Genomic DNA, 16,746 nt, shown 5'->3' on the forward strand with positions numbered 1-16,746 from the left:
AACATTTGGGGGTCAGTTCATAAAGAGCGTTTTTTATACTTCTAACTTTCGAAAAATTTTTATAACCTACCCAAAATCTGCCTTCAAAATACTAGCCAAATTACGCTCAGCAAGTCCCGTGATAAGCACATACGGATTGACGCCAGCACTGCCGGGGATTAACGCGCCATCTTGCACGTATATATTTTTATGCCCTTTGACGCGTCCAAATTCATCGGTCGCAAGACCCAATACGCAACCACCAAGCGGATGATAACAGAAGTTATCGCCGAAGCCTTTGGTAAATAATAAGCTTGATGTCGAGCCGCCATTTACTTTGGCGAGTTTTTCGATCAGCTCTTTAGCCGCATTTACCGAGTACTCGTTTTGCTCGCGTTTCCAGTTGAGCTTGACGGTTTTGCTGGCTTTATCATAGTAATAATTGCCGCGTTCTGGATTGTCTGTGATGGCGAGATAGAGCGTCGTCCACGTCTCAAGCCCTAGGGGTAATGGCGCAAGTTCGGCAAAGATTTTATACTTCGAGCCGCCTCTATCACCATCCCACATATTGATACCTTTGACCGGAATGGTAGATTGAGTAGTGCCCGCCGCGTGGACGAAATTGCGACCGGTCATGATGTTACCGTTGGGCCCCCAGTGCTGACCAATATGTTCGTTTAGGTTGTTTAATTTGCCTTCCGCTTGGCTTTTGAGTAGCAGCTCTGAAGTGCCCGTACTGCCTGCGTTAAGAAATAATTTATCGCAAGTGTAATGTTCAACTTTATTAACGCCGCCCGTGGTATTTAGGACGTGGACTTCTAATCTGAGTTGCTCATTATCGAGCGCTTGGATGCTATTGACTTTGCGCAAGGTTTTTACGGTGACATTGCCTGTGGCTTCAGCATCTTTTAGGTAGGTTAAATCAAGTGAAAATTTGCCAGCATTATTACCATAAATGACTTCACCGCCCAATGCTGACGGATAGACTTCGCCACGTGCTTCTTTTTGCATATAGTCAAAGTCATAGCTGTTGCCAAAGAACTCCGTTTTCAGTCCCGCCCTTGAAGCTTGTCGCTCAGCGGCGCGGGTAAATTCATAATGCTCGGATTGATTAAAAAAGGATTCAGGGATTTGGCTGACTTTGAGTTCCTTCATAGCACGAGGAAAATAGATGTCGTACATCTCATCGCTATCAATCCACGGAAAGACTGCTTCAAAGTGCGAGCGTTTGGGCTGAATGGCAATCGCGCCATTGACGATAGAGCCACCGCCATAAGCGCGTCCTGCGAAGACTTTCATCTCGTCGTATTCGATTAAATCCAAAACACCAGGATATTTTTTAATCGGAATAGGAATGGGAATCGGCGCATTTGGCCAATTGCTGAACCAGCTTGAGCGTTTATCAGCCGTAATCATCTTGCAAAAAGTATCGTGATTTGCGCTTCTATCCCAGCGCATTCCCATCTCAAGTATCAATACTTTATGACCTTTTTCACTGAGTCGTAGCGCCGCTACCGCGCCGCCATAACCACTACCGACGATGATATTAGGAAAGTGTCCCGCTTGGGTAATTGTCTTTGGCAGTTTCGGTTGCTTAGCTAATGTTTGACAACCACTCACCGCAGCAGAGGTGCCGATAGCCCCTAAACTGAGTCCCATAGCTTTAATCAATTGTCGTCGTTGCATAGTTTTCCTGATTTTATAACTTTAATAAACGGAAGTAATGAACGAGAGTTTAGCAAAAAAACATGTCGTGATTATTTCTTTGTTGCGAGCCACACGATTTTAGTCAAATTAAAAAATCACGTTGTGCGAAGTAAGGCTTTCAAGTATTTAGCGCGCTCAATTTTATAAGGTGACTTGACCAGATATAAAAATTCCCTTACTATCTTGTTTCAATGTACTAGAACGTAAATACATATAACTATTTTGATTATTAAAAGTGTTGAATAATTTAGCAAAAATGACACGGCAAATATTTGATTTAAAATAATAAGGTTTAACTATGACAACGAAAAATACCGCCACTGGCTACGGTTTACACCAATCCATCCTACCGAATAGCGACGGTTTATATGGCGAGTTCGGTGGCAAAATTGGTCATCCTGAGCTTGCCAAAGCCATGAGCGAAATTGAGATAGGCTTTCGTGAAATTATCAAAAACGACGACTTTATCAAAGAGATGAAGCGCTTGCGTGAGACCTATGTTGGTCGTCCAAGTCCCATTTATCATGCAAAGCGTTTAACGGAGCATTGCGGCGGGGCGCAGATTTATTTTAAACGGGAAGATTTAAACCATACGGGCGCGCATAAGATTAATCACTGTTTGGGTGAGGTGTTATTGGCCAAAAAATTGGGCAAAACCAAAGTCATTGCCGAGACAGGCGCAGGGCAACACGGCGTAGCATTAGCAACCGCATCTGCATTGATGGGCTTAGAGTGTGAGATTCACATGGGCGTGGTTGATATCAAAAAAGAACATCCAAACGTCAGCCGAATGAAGATTTTGGGTGCTAATATCGTTCCTGTGTCACGCGGCGCAGGAACGCTAAAAGAAGCGGTCGATAGCGCATTTGATACTTATTTGAATGAGCTTGATAGCAGTATGTTCGCGATTGGCTCGGCATTAGGGCCTGCGCCATACCCAGAAATGGTCAGCTATTTTCAGTCGGTGGTTGGTCATGAAGCTCGAGCGCAGTTCTTAGCGACAACGGGAAAGCTGCCTAATAAGGTAGTCGCCTGTATTGGCGGCGGCTCAAACGCGATTGGTATATTTAGCGGCTTTTTTGATGATAAAGAGGTAGAAAAAATCGGCGTGGAACCTGCTGGCAAAGGCTTGGATACCGCTAATCACGCTGCGACGATGTCACTAGGGGTAAAAGGCGAGATTCATGGTTTTAAGTGTTATGTGCTGCTCGATGAAAAAGGCGAGCCAGCGCCGGTTTACTCGATAGCGTCTGGGCTTGATTATCCTGGGGTTGGGCCGCAGCATTCGCATTTAAGAGATTTAGAACTGGCCAGTTATGAGTCAGCAACCGATGCCGAATGCTTAGAAGCGTTTATGGCATTGTCGCGCCTTGAAGGTATTATTCCAGCACTTGAGTCAGCGCATGCCATTGCTTATGCGATGAAGATTGCAAAGAAAATGTCAGCTGATGAGACGATTTTGGTGAATTTATCAGGACGAGGCGATAAAGATATCGATTTTATTTTGGATAAAGTAGAGCTATAAAAAAGCGGCAATTAGCATAAAAAAATAATACCTATTAAGTGCTTAAAAAGTTATCATCGTGGTTTTTTTACTGTTTAACGCTTGATAGGATCTACCCATGTCCAACCGCGACCTCATTACCTTTGTGACACTGTCCTTTATGTGGTCGCTGTCGTTTATTTTCTATCGTATTGGCGTTCCAGAATTTGGATCGCTAGCGTTTGCCAGTTTGCGAGTGGTGCTAGCTGGACTGACAATGCTGGTTTTTGTCCTAATCAGCCCAAAAAACAGAGAGGGTATTAAAGATAACTGGAAAGTGTTGACGCTGGTGGGGCTGTTTTCTGCCGCCATTCCCTTTATTCTGTTTGCTTTTTCAGCCCGTTCGGTAAATGCTGGGGTGTTAGCGGTTCTCAATGCCTCGGTACCGATGATGAGCGGCTTTATCGCCAGTGTCTTCTTTAAAGACAGGCTATCGAAAAAACAAATCATTGGCTTAATCATTGGCGTTATTGGCGTGATTGTTTTGATGAGCGAAAGCTTATTTGGCAGCCAAAGCGCTTCCTCTGGTTCGGCTTTATTGCCGATGGGATATGCGTTATTTGCCTGTGTTGGTTATGCGCTTGGCGCAAACATCACCAGAAACTATTTATTCAACGTCTCACCCGTCGCCATTACCGCAGGATCACTTATTATCGCCAGTGTTATTATGCTACCAGTCGCGTTATATGAATTTCCTTATGGCAAAAGTATCAGTGCCACCGCTTGGGTGTCGGTTATTTGTATCGGGGTGCTTTCAACGGCTATTGCGCTCATTTTTATGAATCAATTGATCAAAAGTATCGGTCCGATGCGCGCAACCAGTATTACCTTAGTGATTCCTATTTTTGCTATTATTTTTGGTTATATTCTCCTAGGTGAGGCGTTAAATACTCAAGCTATCATTGGCTCCGTCGTCATATTGTTTGGGACGTATTTATCGTTAGAGCTGTCTTTTAAAAAAATACTTAAATCTTAAGATACCTCCCTTATTTTGCATTGATTAGCAGCCTTTTAAGAGATGCTGATTAAGAGATGCTAATTCTTCAACCCTTTCTACCATAATAAATTGAATCGGAAAGGTAATAATGTCAAATGCCTTGGTAAATGGCATTAGCGCCTTTAGCCTTTTTTTCGGTGCAGCGAGTCATACCACCTTCAAAGCCATCGTGGCAAGTAAATCGAGCTTTTCTACCGTCATACAGCCGCTTCAACTTAAGCCCAGCCTTAAACTTAAGGCGGCAGCTAGCCCTGCTTTTAAAAATGACTTTGAAATAGGCTTTAAGGCTATTTTTGTGAGCGGTCTTAATACTATATTTTTCTTTACTTAAAAGAATATGGGCAATTGAGAGAGGATTATTAAGTATGATATTAAGCTAATTTGATAAAAGTAAGTTGGTTAGCTTGCTACCTAAGTTCAAGGAACGTATTTATAGTTTTAGCAAAAAGATGGGCAAAGTTAAGCCGTTTATTGACTGCTTTTGTTGACTGAAGGATAGAATGCCATAAATCTGCTACTGATATATTGACAAAGGTCGACATTCGCTATTTAATCTAGAGATTAAGGCCAGCTATAAAAAGTATGCATGATTTTATGGTTTGGTAGTGTTTTTAACTGACAAAGGGATATTGTCATGAGCGCTCAGCTGTTTTTAGGACTTAATAATTTTGCCACTTTTTCTCGTTCTTCGCACTATTTGCTCACTACTGGTACTTTGACAGCGCTTAGCCTCGCTATTAGCTCAGCACACGCGGCTGGTATCGAATATAGCAAACAGTCGGTCGCGCCTTTTTTTGAGCCAGGCAATTACGCGGAATTGTCTTATGGTTATGTCGACCCAAAAATCGAAGGTACCGATGCTGCGGGAAATAAAATCGGCGACATGATGGACAGCTTTGATTTACCTGGTGCTGCTATCAAAATCGCTCCGACCGCCAATACGGCATTGGCAGTGATTTATGAACAACCCTTTGGCGTCGATACTGAATATCCAGCAGGAAATATTTTTAACAATCGCATGGGCACCACCGAGGCGCGAGTAGAGACAAACGGCATCACGCTATTAGGCGGCGGTAAGATTGGCAATAATGTGTGGCTATATGGTGGCCTTGAGTACCAAACGCTAAAAGGCAATATCACGGGCGCGCAGCCAGTTGGTCTTGCCACACCAGTGGCAGAAGTACCAACCTATTATACGTTAGACTTTGAAAAAGAAAATACGCTAGTGCCGGTTATCGGTATGGCGTATGAAAAGCCAGAGATTGCTTTACGGGCGGCATTAACCTATCGCGCGCCCGCTAAATATCAAGTAACTGGGGTAGAAAACCTGCAAGTTATTTTGCCGCCTATCGCTGGTGGTGACGGGGTGACACCGGGACCAGCGACTGATGAAGTGCCCTTACCGCTCGCAGGCAAGACCGAAGTTAAGATGCCGCAGTCGGTCAATTTAGACTTTCAAACGGGTCTAAGTGAAAAGTATCAGTTATTGGGAATGGTTAACGCGCGTTGGGTAGATTGGAGTGACTTTAATGTTGCCCCGCCTTTAGCGACATTATCAACACAAGAACCACTAGCTGCCTATAAAAAAGACGGTTATGCGGTTGAGGTGGCTTTGGGAAAACAGTTTAATCCAAAAGTCTCAGGCGAAGTACGCGTCGGCTATGACCATGGCACTGGTGCGCCGCTCAGTTTATTGGGGCCTTATGATTCTATCAAAAGCTTAGGACTCAGCGCACAATATAAATTGACCGAGCAGCTAAGCGTCGCGGCGGGTGGCCAATATATGTGGTTTGAAGGTGGCCCAGTTGACACCAAAGTTGACGGTCGGGTCGCCAATATCGATGACGGGACAGGCTATGCGCTTGGTATGAAATTGGGTTATCACTTTTAGAACTTGACTAAGCCCTTTGTTAACCAGCCTTATCAAAGAGAATCAGAGCTACTATTTATATAAAAAGCACTTACTATTTAAAGTAGGTGCTTTTTACTATTGAGTTTTAACAAAAATCATTGGTTTAATAATCTTATAACGCCCTGTAAATAATGGTTTTTAAAAGATTAAAAATATACTTGTTTGGATGTTTTTGTTTGTAAGTTTGACTTGGAAATATCATCTCTACCCCCTATAAAGAACACGGCTGATAAATAGATCACTTAGCCATTAACAGGTTAGTAATCAATATTTTGGTGATTAATAATAGTGATAAGCGCTATTTATTAATGTTCAGTAACTCTTATCACCGTATTTTTATAACAACAAACAAGGCTTCTTATGGCACACGATAATTTATTCGAACCCGTCAAAATGGGGACGCAAACCTTAAAAAATCGTATCATCATGGCGCCGTTAACGCGATTGCGTGCGGTGGAGCCGGGCGATGTTCCTACGGCGCTAGCCAGTGAGTATTATGCGCAGCGTAGTGGTGCAGGGCTAGTGATTACCGAAGCGACGCAGGTCTCTTTTCAAGCGAAGGGTTATGCGGGCGCGCCCGGAATTCATACTGAGGATCAAACGACGGCGTGGAAAACCATCGTCGATAATGTCCATGCTAAAGGCGGTAAGATTGTCGTTCAGCTATGGCACACCGGTTTGGTCTCACATGAAAGCGTCCAGCCGGAAGGCAACGCGCCTATTTCGGCGTCTGATGTTCATGTGGGCGTGCGCACTACATTGCGTGATAGCAATAAGCAAGCGATTCGCGTTGAGGCGACGACGCCGCGACCAGCCACACTTGATGAAATCAAACAAGTGATTGCTGACTTTGGTCTTGCGACCAAAAACGCTAAAGAAGCAGGCTTTGATGGCGTAGAGATTCATGGTGCTCATGGCTATCTGCTGCATCAATTTTGGGTTGAGCAAACCAATCAGCGCGATGATGAATATGGCGGTAGCCGTGAGAATCGTGCACGTTTGACCCTCGATGTCATTGATGCTTGTGTCGCCGCGTGGGACGCTGACCATGTTGGTATTCGCGTGTCACCGCTTGGGACGTTTAATAACGTCGAAGCGGGCTACAACGAAGACGAAAATATCTGGCTGATTGAACAAATTAACAAGCGCGGCTTGATGTATCTGCATTTATCAGAGCCTGATTGGGCGGGCGGAACACCTTATAGTGACGAGTTCCGTCAGCGCGTTCGTGATGCATTTGGGCAAATGATTATTGCGGCGGGCGGTTATACGCCTGAAAAAGCCGAGAAAAATATCAAAGCTGGTTATATTGATGCCGTTGCTTTTGGTCGCGATTATATTGCCAATCCTGACTTGGCGGAACGTATCCGCGCAGGAGCGCCACTCAATGAGCAACATCCGCAAAGCTTCTATGGTGGCGGTACTGAAGGCTATACCGATTATCCGTTTTTAAATCAAGCTTAAGCTCTATCGGATAACTTGCTTTATTCATTTAAATAAAGTAATAATTTTCAAAAAAGCCACCTCGCTAATGATAGCAAGGTGGCTTTTTTAATGAGTAAGGCTTAGCTATTAAGGGCTGCATTAGCTAAGATTATTTACCAAAGTTACCCGTTTGATAATCACGGAACGTTTGTTTTAATTCAGCTTGGGTATTCATGACAAACGGACCGTAGCCTGCCACTGGCTCGCCGATAGGTTCACCGCTTAATAGCAATAATTTAACAGGGGTTGGCGCATGCTCATCATCAGACGACTTAGTATAGGTTAGCTCGATGCTGTCGCTTGCCTGCGCTACTGCTTGTGCATTGGTAAAATTAATATCAGAATCGGTATCAGTCGGCGCTGCAAACTGAACCAGATGGCCCGCGCTCACTGGCGTAGCATTAATCAGTAACGTACCTTCTTGTACCAATAACAAGACATTATGCGAGTTTGGTACTTGCAGCGTCGTTGACCCTGCGCTATTCAACTCAATATCCCACATATTAATAGGCGTAAAGGTACTTGCCGCACCCATAGTGCTTTGCCATTCACCCGCAATAATTGCCGCTTTACCGATAGCGCGCCCGTTCTCACTATCTGTTAAATTAACGATAGGTAAGTCATGGCGTTTTAGTGTCTGATATTTAGGATCAGTCAGCTTATGCGCACTTGGCAAATTGACCCATAATTGCACCATACTAAAGTCGCCGCCACTTTGACCAAAAGCTGGTGAGTGAAACTCTTCATGCATAATGCCGCGCCCTGCGGTCATCCATTGCACATCGCCTTGTTGAATAACATCATAACCACCGGCCGAATCCGCATGGCTAATTTCGCCTGAATAGGCGATTGTGACCGTCTCAAAGCCTTTATGCGGATGTTGACCAACGCCATGCGGCTGCGTCTCAAAGTTCGGGTTTGACGCAAAGTTGGTCGGTTGACCATAGTCTAATAATAAAAAAGGATCAGTATGACGATGATTAAAGTAAGGATCGTTATCCAAATGATTAAACAAGGTTTTGACATAAAAACCGTCGCCGACCCAATGCGGAGCTTTATCGCCGTGAATATGTTTGATTGAACGCATATGATACCTCGCAATCCTAAACGCATTATTTAATATCAATCATTTTATAAATATCAAAAACCAGTAACTGTTAATAATTTCTAAATATGAAAATATATATATTGTCATTACCTTAACAGTTATCAAGTGTTTAGTCGCTTTTTTTAAACCACTTCGCCGCAAACAAAGCCACTGGCCCACGCCCATTGAAAGTTGTAACCACCAAGCCAGCCAGTGACATCAAGCACTTCACCGATAAAATATAACCCGTCTTGATATTTGCTTTGCATGGTCTTTGACGAAACCTCATCGGTTTTGATACCGCCGCGCGTCACTTCAGCAGTGCGATAGCCTTCAGTGCCAGATGGTTTTAGCTGCCAACCATTAAGGGTAACACCCAGTTCTATCAAACGCTCGTCTTTAATATTGGCAAGCTCGGTGTCTTTGATATCGTCCCATAGATGGGTTTGTAGCGCTGCCATCAGCTTTTTTGGCAAAGCATTGTCGGTAAAATCTGCTAAAACCGTTCGGATAAGCTGCCTTGGATGCGATTTTTTATGCGCCAACAATAACGCGGTCATATCAGTGTTTGGTAGCAGGTTAATACTGATGGTTTCGCCGATATGCCAGTAGTTTGATAGTTGCAGCATGGCAGGGCCAGACAGGCCGCGATGGGTAAAGAGCAGTGGCAGTTTAAAGGAGATATGCTCATTACTGGCAATCACAGGAAGGCTAATGCCAGCAAGGGTGCGAATCAGTTCGCCAGTTTTATCGGTAAAGGTAAAAGGCACCAGGCTGGCATCGGTTGCGACTAACGTATGACCAAATTGCTGCGCAAGCTCATAACCAAATCCGCTCGCACCTAAGGTCGGAATCGATAAGCCGCCCGTCGCTACTACGAGCGATTCACAGCGGTAAGTCGTTTGCGGTAGCTTACTCTGATTGGCGCTGTCTTTTCTTTCTTGCTTCTCTTTTTTACTCAGCTGTTTGCTGGTGATTAATTCAAATCGGGATTGCTTATTATTCTCACACGTTTTTACTTGTTTAATCTGCGTATTGAGCTTGACTTGCACGCCCACGGCAGCGCATTCATCGAGCAGCATCGTTAAAATATCTTGCGCCGAGTCATCACAAAATAACTGCCCGTGCTCACGTTCATGGTAGGGAATTTTGTGTTGCTCAACCATACCGATAAATTCCCAACTCGGATAGCGACTGAGAGCAGATTTACAAAAATGCGGATTGCTACCGATAAAGTGTTCGGGTTCGACAAAATAATTGGTAAAGTTACAGCGCCCGCCGCCCGACATTAGAATTTTTTTGCCCGCTTTATTGGCATGGTCGAGCACCAAAACACGGCGACCACGTCGACCTGCTGTGAGCGCGCAATACAATCCTGACGCACCAGCGCCGATGATGATGACATCGTAATAAGTGTGTTGTGGTGCGTTGCGAGGATTTTGCATGGTGATGTTTTCCAAAAAGCATTAAGCTTTAAAAATAGAACTGAAGAAGTAAGGATTAAATTTAGAAATCAGACAAATAGAATGTTTTAATGCAAAAGAGTGTGTCATTTATAATCGATACTGAATAAAATAAATACATGTCTTAAATACGCGAGATTGGAATAAATTTTTCGCAGCTTTTGTCGGCGTAGGCGCAGCAAGCAAGAAAAATTTGTATCAGTCTCGCTGTATCTGTTTTATAAGAACCTAACTATTCGATAGGAAGCTCGGCGAGTGATGTCTTAAGAGTAGCTATTGTCCACGTTTTATTTGAGGTTACAAGGATTAAATGTCTCTGATAAGTCAAAATGTCAAAGACTTATGCCTTGCTGAGTATACAGATGTACCGCGAAATTGTTGTGATTTGCGTTTGACGTCTTGCAACGAGGCCGCTTATTTGTCAAACTAACCTTAAGTGTCAGACATTATGGAAGATGACTCTTATCACTTGTTCAGGCCATCGTTTAACGTTAAAGGTTTAACGTTAGTCATTGGATGCCAATCGTTTCATGACAATCTCAACGATAGCCGCGACAGGTCATAATAATTAAAAAGGACGACAACAATGACTCAAAAATCATTTCCAAACGCGGCTGAATTCGCCGCCGCTGCCAATACTACCCCCGAGCAATACACTAAAGAATATCAACAATCTATTGAGTCACAAGAGGCAAACGATGCCTTTTGGGCAAAGCGTGCTGAACTGATTGATTGGATCAAAAAACCCACCAAAATCAGCAATATCAATTATGACTTAGAAGATTTTCATATCAAGTGGTATGAAGACGGTGAGCTTAACATCTCTGTCAATTGTCTTGACCGTCATGTGAAAAATCACCCTTATAAGCCTGCCATTATTTGGGAGGGTGACCATCCATCTCTGCACAAAATCATCTCGTTTAAAGAGCTTCATGAGGAAGTATGTCGATTAGGAAACGCACTTCGTAAGCTTGGCGTTGAAAAAGGCGATCGGGTGGCCTTGTATCTGCCGATGATTCCGGAGGCGATGGTCGGCATGCTGGCGTGTGCGCGTATTGGAGCGGTGCATTCGGTGGTATTTGGCGGGTTCTCGGCGGAGAGTCTTGGTAATCGTTTGATTGACAGTCGCCCAAAAGTCATCATCACTGCAGACGAAGGGGTTCGTGGAAATAAGCACACGCCGCTCAAAGCCAATGTCGATCGGGCATTAGATATGGATGGCACTGACAGCGTGACCAATGTTATTGTCGTGCATCGTACCGGCAATTCGGTACCGATGAGTGGTCGCCGAGACGTCTGGTATCATAACTTGATTGATGGAGAGTCAGAGCATTGTGAACCTGAAGTGATGAATGCTGAAGATCCACTATTTTTATTATATACCTCGGGCTCAACGGGCAAGCCTAAAGGCGTGTTGCATACCACGGGTGGTTATATTACTTATGCCCTCTCAACCTTCCGCGATGTATTCGATATCAAAGAAGATGATGTCTATTGGTGTACTGCCGATGTCGGCTGGGTCACTGGTCATACCTATACTACGTATGCACCGCTTGCCAATGGTACGACGACGGTGATGTTTGAGGGCGTGCCAGAATATCCAACTTGGGCGCGTATTGGACATATCGTTGATAAGCACCAAGTCACAATATTATACACCGCGCCAACGGCCATCCGCGCCATGATGAAAGAGGGCGATAGCTTTGTCCGTGAGTCGGATCGCTCAAGTCTGCGCTTGCTTGGCTCCGTTGGTGAGCCGATTAATCCAGAAGCTTGGGATTGGTATTATAATGTCGTCGGTGGCGGCCGATGTCCGATTGTCGATACGTGGTGGCAGACAGAAACAGGCGGTATATTACTGGCACCAATTCCGGGCACCGTAGACATGAAGCCTGGGGCAGCGATGAATCCGTTATACGGTATCATACCAGTCATCGTCGATAGTGATGGGGTAGAGTTAGAAGGTGCTGCGGAAGGCAATCTTGCGATTGCTGGCGGCTGGCCGGGACAAATGCGCACGATTTATAACGATCATGAGCGTTTTTTAAAAACCTACTTTACAGAATATCCGGGCTACTATTTTACTGGCGATGGCGCGCAGCGTGACGAAGATGGGCACTACTGGATTACCGGACGGGTGGATGATGTGCTCAATGTCGCAGGGCATCGATTGGGCACCGCAGAGATTGAAAGCGCGGTGGTCGCTCATCCAGCAACAGCTGAGGCGGCTATCGTTGGTATGCCGCATGATATTCGCGGCATGGGTGTTTGTGCCTTTATTATTCTAAAATCGGGCGAAACCGCAACGGATGCCTTAAAAGCAGAGCTCAACCGTCACGTACGCACAGAGATTGGTCCAATTGCTAACTTAGATGCCATTTATATGGTTGATGTGTTACCCAAGACGCGCTCTGGTAAAATCATGCGCCGTATCCTACGCAATCTCGCGGCAGGGCAATATGTTGGATTGGGTGATTTATCTACGCTTGCCGACAGCTCTGTCATCAATGAGCTGGTCGAAACGGTCAAGGCTGAACGTGGAGAATAGCGGCGGTTATAGAGGTTTAAAAACCATCATAACCAGCCTTTAGCAAAAATCACTTCATCAAGGGAGCGACTGTTAACTGTTAAATAGGTTAAAGAAAAAAGCCGTGTTATCAAAGATAGCGCGGCTTTTTTACATAGAGGCAGATATATACTGAATCAACTTACAGACTAAAATGTCATTTTATTAATATCATAACCACGCAAGTCAAAATTGGCATCAAATGGTTGCGATAACCCGATAATAGGTAGGCTAACGATAGCGCTATTTGAGGTAGTGAATTTATTAAATAATTGATTTTCTGTAAATTCGTTAATGGGCACAAGGACGCCATCACTGCTATTACGCATCTCGTAGGTCGCTCGATTACCATCAAAGTTCATGGCTACTTTGCAGGATGGCGTACAGGACAGGTTTGAATTGACAAAAATCGCTACAGTACTGGTTACAGCGCCGCTACTGCTTTTACGCTTCTCAAGCTGAATCCAAGGCTTATGCTTAATGTCGGTAAGTTGTGGATCATAATAGAAATTTAGCGCATGGTTAGTTGCTCTTAATGAAAAAATGCCGCTACCGCTACTTATGGAGGAATATTGCCACTGTGTTTTTTCTTCAGGATTGCTAGGCAGATTATTATCTGAACCAGTATTGCCAATACCGCCGCCAGGTCTTGCAGCGTCCATATCGTCAAATCCGCCACCGCATCCACTTAGCACCAACACTAGACTTACCGCTAATAGCTTTTTCATAGCGACCACCAAACGATTGTATTTTAACCAACTGTAGTTGATTCATAGCCTTGAAACAACTATTTATTGTTATTATTGATGAGTATTTATATATTAGGAAATGCTAAATAAACAGTTCTGGAAATTATTGGTCACGCTTAAGATTTACTTTAAGTTAATGAGGAAATGAAAGTTTTAGGCAACTGTATTTAAATTTAGACAAGTATATTTAAACTGATGGTCAACTCAATAATATTAAATGAATAAGTGATATAAATCAGATATTTATAGGCAAAAAAAGAGCCCACGAAGGAGGAGTCGTGGGCTGAGGAAAACTTATCATGTAATCGAGCTACTATTTACTATCAACGTTAACAGATCACAAATAAATTCATCAATATTTATTATTGTTAATATAAAGATAATGTCAAAACACCATATTTCAAGGCATTCTTACATCTGCTTACAACTTCCAGTGTACAACTGTATTTATTACTTGGTCATCATAACCGAAATTCGCTGATTTACCTAGCTTACTTACATGTCATTACGTTTTGGCTTGTTAGGTGTTCATATGCTATGTATCTTTGAAAAGCATAATAATAAGCGTTTTGGTAAGGATTTTTTGACTAGAAGCATTATCAATTGAGTAAAGCCAAAACCAAGCCGCAGAGAGGCATGACGACATGCCAGAAAAATGCTAAGCTAGCCACATTCTTATCGTCCACTATAGACTGGGTTTGCCATGACCGAGAGTACACCGCTGCACACGCCAGAACAAAAACCATTACCAACGCCAAACGACAAAAGCATTTTTAATTTACCCAATAATCTGACGATTGCGCGTATTTTAATGATTCCGCTATTTGTGGCGATTGCTTATTGGCCGCCTGCCATGGGAATTGGTATGCCAGCGATTTCGGACAATGTCATTGCTCGGGTAGGCATGAGCGAATTTAGCGACAGTTTATTGCGCCATTTACTTCTGACTAGCGTGTTTATTATCGCGGCGATTACCGACTGGCTCGATGGTTATTTTGCTCGTAAGCTCAATGTAGTGTCCGCTTTTGGTCGATTTTTAGATCCCGTTGCTGACAAGTTAATGGTCGCAGCAGCGCTGATTATCTTAGTTCAGTGGCACCCCAATATCATTATGGCGATTGCCGCGATTGTGATTATCTCGCGTGAAATTGCTGTCTCAGCGCTTCGTGAATGGATGGCGGAGCTTGGCAATCGCACCAGTGTCGCCGTGTCTTATGTTGGTAAACTCAAAACCACTTTTCAGATGATAGCGATCACTGTGTTATTATTAAACTGGCAATCGCTTGAGATGATAGGCTATATATTGATGGTGGCAGCGGTGATATTAACCTTATGGTCGATGATGATTTATCTAAGAGCTGCTTGGCCGTATTTAAAGAGAAGTGGTTAAATACCTATGATTTAATATCTATAGTTAAATAGCTATGATTAAATCTCAACCATAAAAAACGCCAGTCGCATCAGCCACTGGCGTTTTTCTATTTTAGTTAATGAATAAATTAAGAATTACAGTTGTATAGAAAAATTCTCACCTAAGCTTTTTTCAATGGCGGTATCGGAGACAGCCGCTGCCGTCATTTTAACCGCACTGGTAATGGCATTACCATTCGCCCAGTATTCTGCACCATGAGGAACCACTTTAATCAGCTGTACCCTTGGATCTTCCTTTCCTTGTTCAAAATAGGCGTTATACATAACCGACCATAGCTCGTTGAGTTTCTCTGAATCTTCGACCAATTCAGCGGTTCCAGAAATAGATAAATACTTATCATCGTCTTTAGTGGTATAGGCCAAATTCACTTCTGCGTTTTGCTTAATATTATCAACGGTCTCGGATGGCGTATGGCCAATGAACCAAATCTCTTTAGCGCCAATACTGGTTTCGGTGGTATTCATCGGACAAGAATGCAGATGATTTTCGCTGTTGCGCGTGGTCATCATCGTATATTTAATATCTTTTACCATTGCTTGAATGGTATCCATTTGCGCCTGTTTACTCATAATAGTTATCCTTTACTATTGAAATATTTAGTTCAAAATTTTGGGTTTAAAGCTTTCTACAAATGAAACGGCTTATTTTTAATAAAATCTTAGTCAATGGTTCATTAGATGTAGAATCAGTTATTAATATAATAAAATTACTGAATAGAACTATATAGGCAGTCTGTAATGGGCTGTGACGCTTTGTAAGCTCTAACATTTTGATAAAATGAGATAAATCTATAACAATAACAGCAGGAGTTAAGGCAAAAAAACGCCAATAAATAAGAATTTACTGGCGTTTAAGCAGGCGTCTTGTTGTTTATTTTTATTATTAAGACAGCAAAGTTTATAGGGATACTGAAGTTATAGAGATAGTAAGGTTAGAGAGAAACTGAAAAGGTTTCGCCTAAATCTTCGACAGTTTTGCCCTCTTGAACCGCGGCGGTCGCCATTTTAAACACATTGACGACTGAGCTACCGCTGAGCCAACATTCAGCGCCATGAGGAACTACTTTAATCAATTGAACGTTTTCATCTTCTTTGCCTTCGGCATAAAATGCATTGTAAACGGGCGACCATAGCTCATCTAGTTTGCCTTTATCTGTTGATAATTCAGCATTGCCACTAATAGAAACATAGTTTTTTTCGTCTTGTGTCGCGTACGTCAGACCAACTCTTGGGTCGTTCTGAATATCTTTTACGACATCCGAGGTTTTGTCACCGATAAACCAAATTTCTTTGGCGCTGATATCTGCTTTGTTGGTGGTCATTGGCCACGCATGAATATCACCCTTTGTATTCGTAGTGCTCATCATGGCAAATTTTACGTCTTTAATCACTTCTTGAATTTTCGCGATATGCTCTTGGTTACTCATTAAATTATCCTTTTTCATTATAATGAATCGTTCTTTGTTTAAATTATGGTTATTTATTGATAAGGCAGTTTAGACAAGCTAGCGCCGTTTATAATAATTTTTTTGAGCAGATTATAGTTATAGTTATAATGCTCGTTATGAGGCGCTTAACTCATCGCAACTGCCATCTAGAATACCGATTACTAGTGCACTATTTATATAGGTTGCCAGTAATACGATGTGAGTGTTTGTAAGGTTTACAGGAATTAGGTAAAAATTGTGACGCTAGCTGAGCGACATTTCTCTTTTGAAAAACTTTTTATCTCGGTTTTGACCTGCTTATTTCGGGGCTTCTTGTTATAATACGCAGACCATTTACCTAGCATGGCAGAGATGCCTTGATCTTACGGATTATGCCTTT

13 protein-coding genes are annotated in these 16,746 nt (G+C 43.1%); 7 read left to right on the forward strand and 6 right to left on the reverse strand.

The features are described 5' to 3' along the window. Positions 1-66 precede the first annotated feature (66 nt). Positions 67-1,665: a GMC oxidoreductase gene (locus B4K26_RS05425; RefSeq protein ID WP_296244022.1), complete on the reverse strand. Its 1,599-nt coding sequence runs from the start codon at positions 1,663-1,665 to the stop codon at positions 67-69. A gap of 319 nt (positions 1,666-1,984) precedes the next feature. Between B4K26_RS05425 and trpB the strand changes: the two genes are divergently transcribed. From trpB to B4K26_RS05450, 5 genes are all read left to right on the forward strand, one after another. Next, complete coding sequence (trpB, locus tag B4K26_RS05430) at positions 1,985-3,211, forward strand: tryptophan synthase subunit beta (protein ID WP_296244023.1); 1,227 nt, start codon at positions 1,985-1,987, stop codon at positions 3,209-3,211. Positions 3,212-3,308: 97 nt separating this feature from the next. Continuing rightward, positions 3,309-4,205: a DMT family transporter gene (locus B4K26_RS05435; RefSeq protein WP_296244024.1), complete on the forward strand. Its 897-nt coding sequence runs from the start codon at positions 3,309-3,311 to the stop codon at positions 4,203-4,205. A 109-nt stretch (positions 4,206-4,314) separates the two neighbouring features. Beyond that, positions 4,315-4,557 (forward strand): hypothetical protein, encoded by a 243-nt coding sequence (locus B4K26_RS05440; protein ID WP_296244025.1) that lies wholly within the window; start codon positions 4,315-4,317, stop codon positions 4,555-4,557. Between the two features lie 303 nt (positions 4,558-4,860). Then, on the forward strand, positions 4,861-6,117 hold the full coding sequence (locus B4K26_RS05445) for an outer membrane protein transport protein (RefSeq protein WP_296244026.1): 1,257 nt from the start codon (positions 4,861-4,863) through the stop codon (positions 6,115-6,117). Between the two features lie 381 nt (positions 6,118-6,498). After that, complete coding sequence (locus B4K26_RS05450) at positions 6,499-7,602, forward strand: alkene reductase (RefSeq protein ID WP_296244027.1); 1,104 nt, start codon at positions 6,499-6,501, stop codon at positions 7,600-7,602. A gap of 130 nt (positions 7,603-7,732) precedes the next feature. Here the strand turns inward: B4K26_RS05450 and B4K26_RS05455 are convergent, their stop codons facing one another. Continuing rightward, positions 7,733-8,710 carry a pirin family protein gene (locus B4K26_RS05455; protein ID WP_296244028.1) on the reverse strand — a complete coding sequence of 326 codons (978 nt, stop codon included), beginning with the start codon at positions 8,708-8,710 and terminating at the stop codon, positions 7,733-7,735. Positions 8,711-8,853: 143 nt separating this feature from the next. Next, positions 8,854-10,155 carry an NAD(P)/FAD-dependent oxidoreductase gene (locus B4K26_RS05460; protein ID WP_296244029.1) on the reverse strand — a complete coding sequence of 434 codons (1,302 nt, stop codon included), beginning with the start codon at positions 10,153-10,155 and terminating at the stop codon, positions 8,854-8,856. Between the two features lie 604 nt (positions 10,156-10,759). On the opposite strand from B4K26_RS05460, the gene acs reads away from it, so the two are divergent. Further along, on the forward strand, positions 10,760-12,721 hold the full coding sequence (gene acs, locus B4K26_RS05465) for an acetate--CoA ligase (RefSeq protein WP_296244030.1): 1,962 nt from the start codon (positions 10,760-10,762) through the stop codon (positions 12,719-12,721). Between the two features lie 167 nt (positions 12,722-12,888). Here acs and B4K26_RS05470 read toward each other — a convergent pair whose 3' ends face one another. Beyond that, positions 12,889-13,467: a hypothetical protein gene (locus B4K26_RS05470; protein WP_296244031.1), complete on the reverse strand. Its 579-nt coding sequence runs from the start codon at positions 13,465-13,467 to the stop codon at positions 12,889-12,891. A 724-nt stretch (positions 13,468-14,191) separates the two neighbouring features. On the opposite strand from B4K26_RS05470, the gene pgsA reads away from it, so the two are divergent. Then, positions 14,192-14,878: a CDP-diacylglycerol--glycerol-3-phosphate 3-phosphatidyltransferase gene (pgsA, locus tag B4K26_RS05475; RefSeq protein WP_296244032.1), complete on the forward strand. Its 687-nt coding sequence runs from the start codon at positions 14,192-14,194 to the stop codon at positions 14,876-14,878. Positions 14,879-14,994: 116 nt separating this feature from the next. On the opposite strand, the gene B4K26_RS05480 is transcribed toward pgsA, so the two are convergent. Further along, positions 14,995-15,489 carry a pyridoxamine 5'-phosphate oxidase family protein gene (locus B4K26_RS05480; RefSeq protein ID WP_296244033.1) on the reverse strand — a complete coding sequence of 165 codons (495 nt, stop codon included), beginning with the start codon at positions 15,487-15,489 and terminating at the stop codon, positions 14,995-14,997. A gap of 362 nt (positions 15,490-15,851) precedes the next feature. After that, complete coding sequence (locus tag B4K26_RS05485) at positions 15,852-16,346, reverse strand: pyridoxamine 5'-phosphate oxidase family protein (RefSeq protein ID WP_296244034.1); 495 nt, start codon at positions 16,344-16,346, stop codon at positions 15,852-15,854. Positions 16,347-16,746 lie beyond the last annotated feature (400 nt).

This window comes from Psychrobacter sp. UBA6766, from assembly GCF_002453355.1.
Taxonomy (GTDB): Bacteria; Pseudomonadota; Gammaproteobacteria; order Pseudomonadales; family Moraxellaceae; genus Psychrobacter.

Excerpts from the sequence above, each read along its gene's own strand:
- B4K26_RS05425 (WP_296244022.1), bottom strand. The coding sequence starts at position 1,665 with ATGCAACGACGACAATTGATTAAAGCTATGGGACTCAGTTTAGGGGCT.
- trpB (WP_296244023.1), top strand. The coding sequence starts at position 1,985 with ATGACAACGAAAAATACCGCCACTGGCTACGGTTTACACCAATCCATC.
- B4K26_RS05435 (WP_296244024.1), top strand. The coding sequence starts at position 3,309 with ATGTCCAACCGCGACCTCATTACCTTTGTGACACTGTCCTTTATGTGG.
- B4K26_RS05440 (WP_296244025.1), top strand. The coding sequence starts at position 4,315 with ATGTCAAATGCCTTGGTAAATGGCATTAGCGCCTTTAGCCTTTTTTTC.
- B4K26_RS05445 (WP_296244026.1), top strand. The coding sequence starts at position 4,861 with ATGAGCGCTCAGCTGTTTTTAGGACTTAATAATTTTGCCACTTTTTCT.
- B4K26_RS05450 (WP_296244027.1), top strand. The coding sequence starts at position 6,499 with ATGGCACACGATAATTTATTCGAACCCGTCAAAATGGGGACGCAAACC.
- B4K26_RS05455 (WP_296244028.1), bottom strand. The coding sequence starts at position 8,710 with ATGCGTTCAATCAAACATATTCACGGCGATAAAGCTCCGCATTGGGTC.
- B4K26_RS05460 (WP_296244029.1), bottom strand. The coding sequence starts at position 10,155 with ATGCAAAATCCTCGCAACGCACCACAACACACTTATTACGATGTCATC.
- acs (WP_296244030.1), top strand. The coding sequence starts at position 10,760 with ATGACTCAAAAATCATTTCCAAACGCGGCTGAATTCGCCGCCGCTGCC.
- B4K26_RS05470 (WP_296244031.1), bottom strand. The coding sequence starts at position 13,467 with ATGAAAAAGCTATTAGCGGTAAGTCTAGTGTTGGTGCTAAGTGGATGC.
- pgsA (WP_296244032.1), top strand. The coding sequence starts at position 14,192 with ATGACCGAGAGTACACCGCTGCACACGCCAGAACAAAAACCATTACCA.
- B4K26_RS05480 (WP_296244033.1), bottom strand. The coding sequence starts at position 15,489 with ATGAGTAAACAGGCGCAAATGGATACCATTCAAGCAATGGTAAAAGAT.
- B4K26_RS05485 (WP_296244034.1), bottom strand. The coding sequence starts at position 16,346 with ATGAGTAACCAAGAGCATATCGCGAAAATTCAAGAAGTGATTAAAGAC.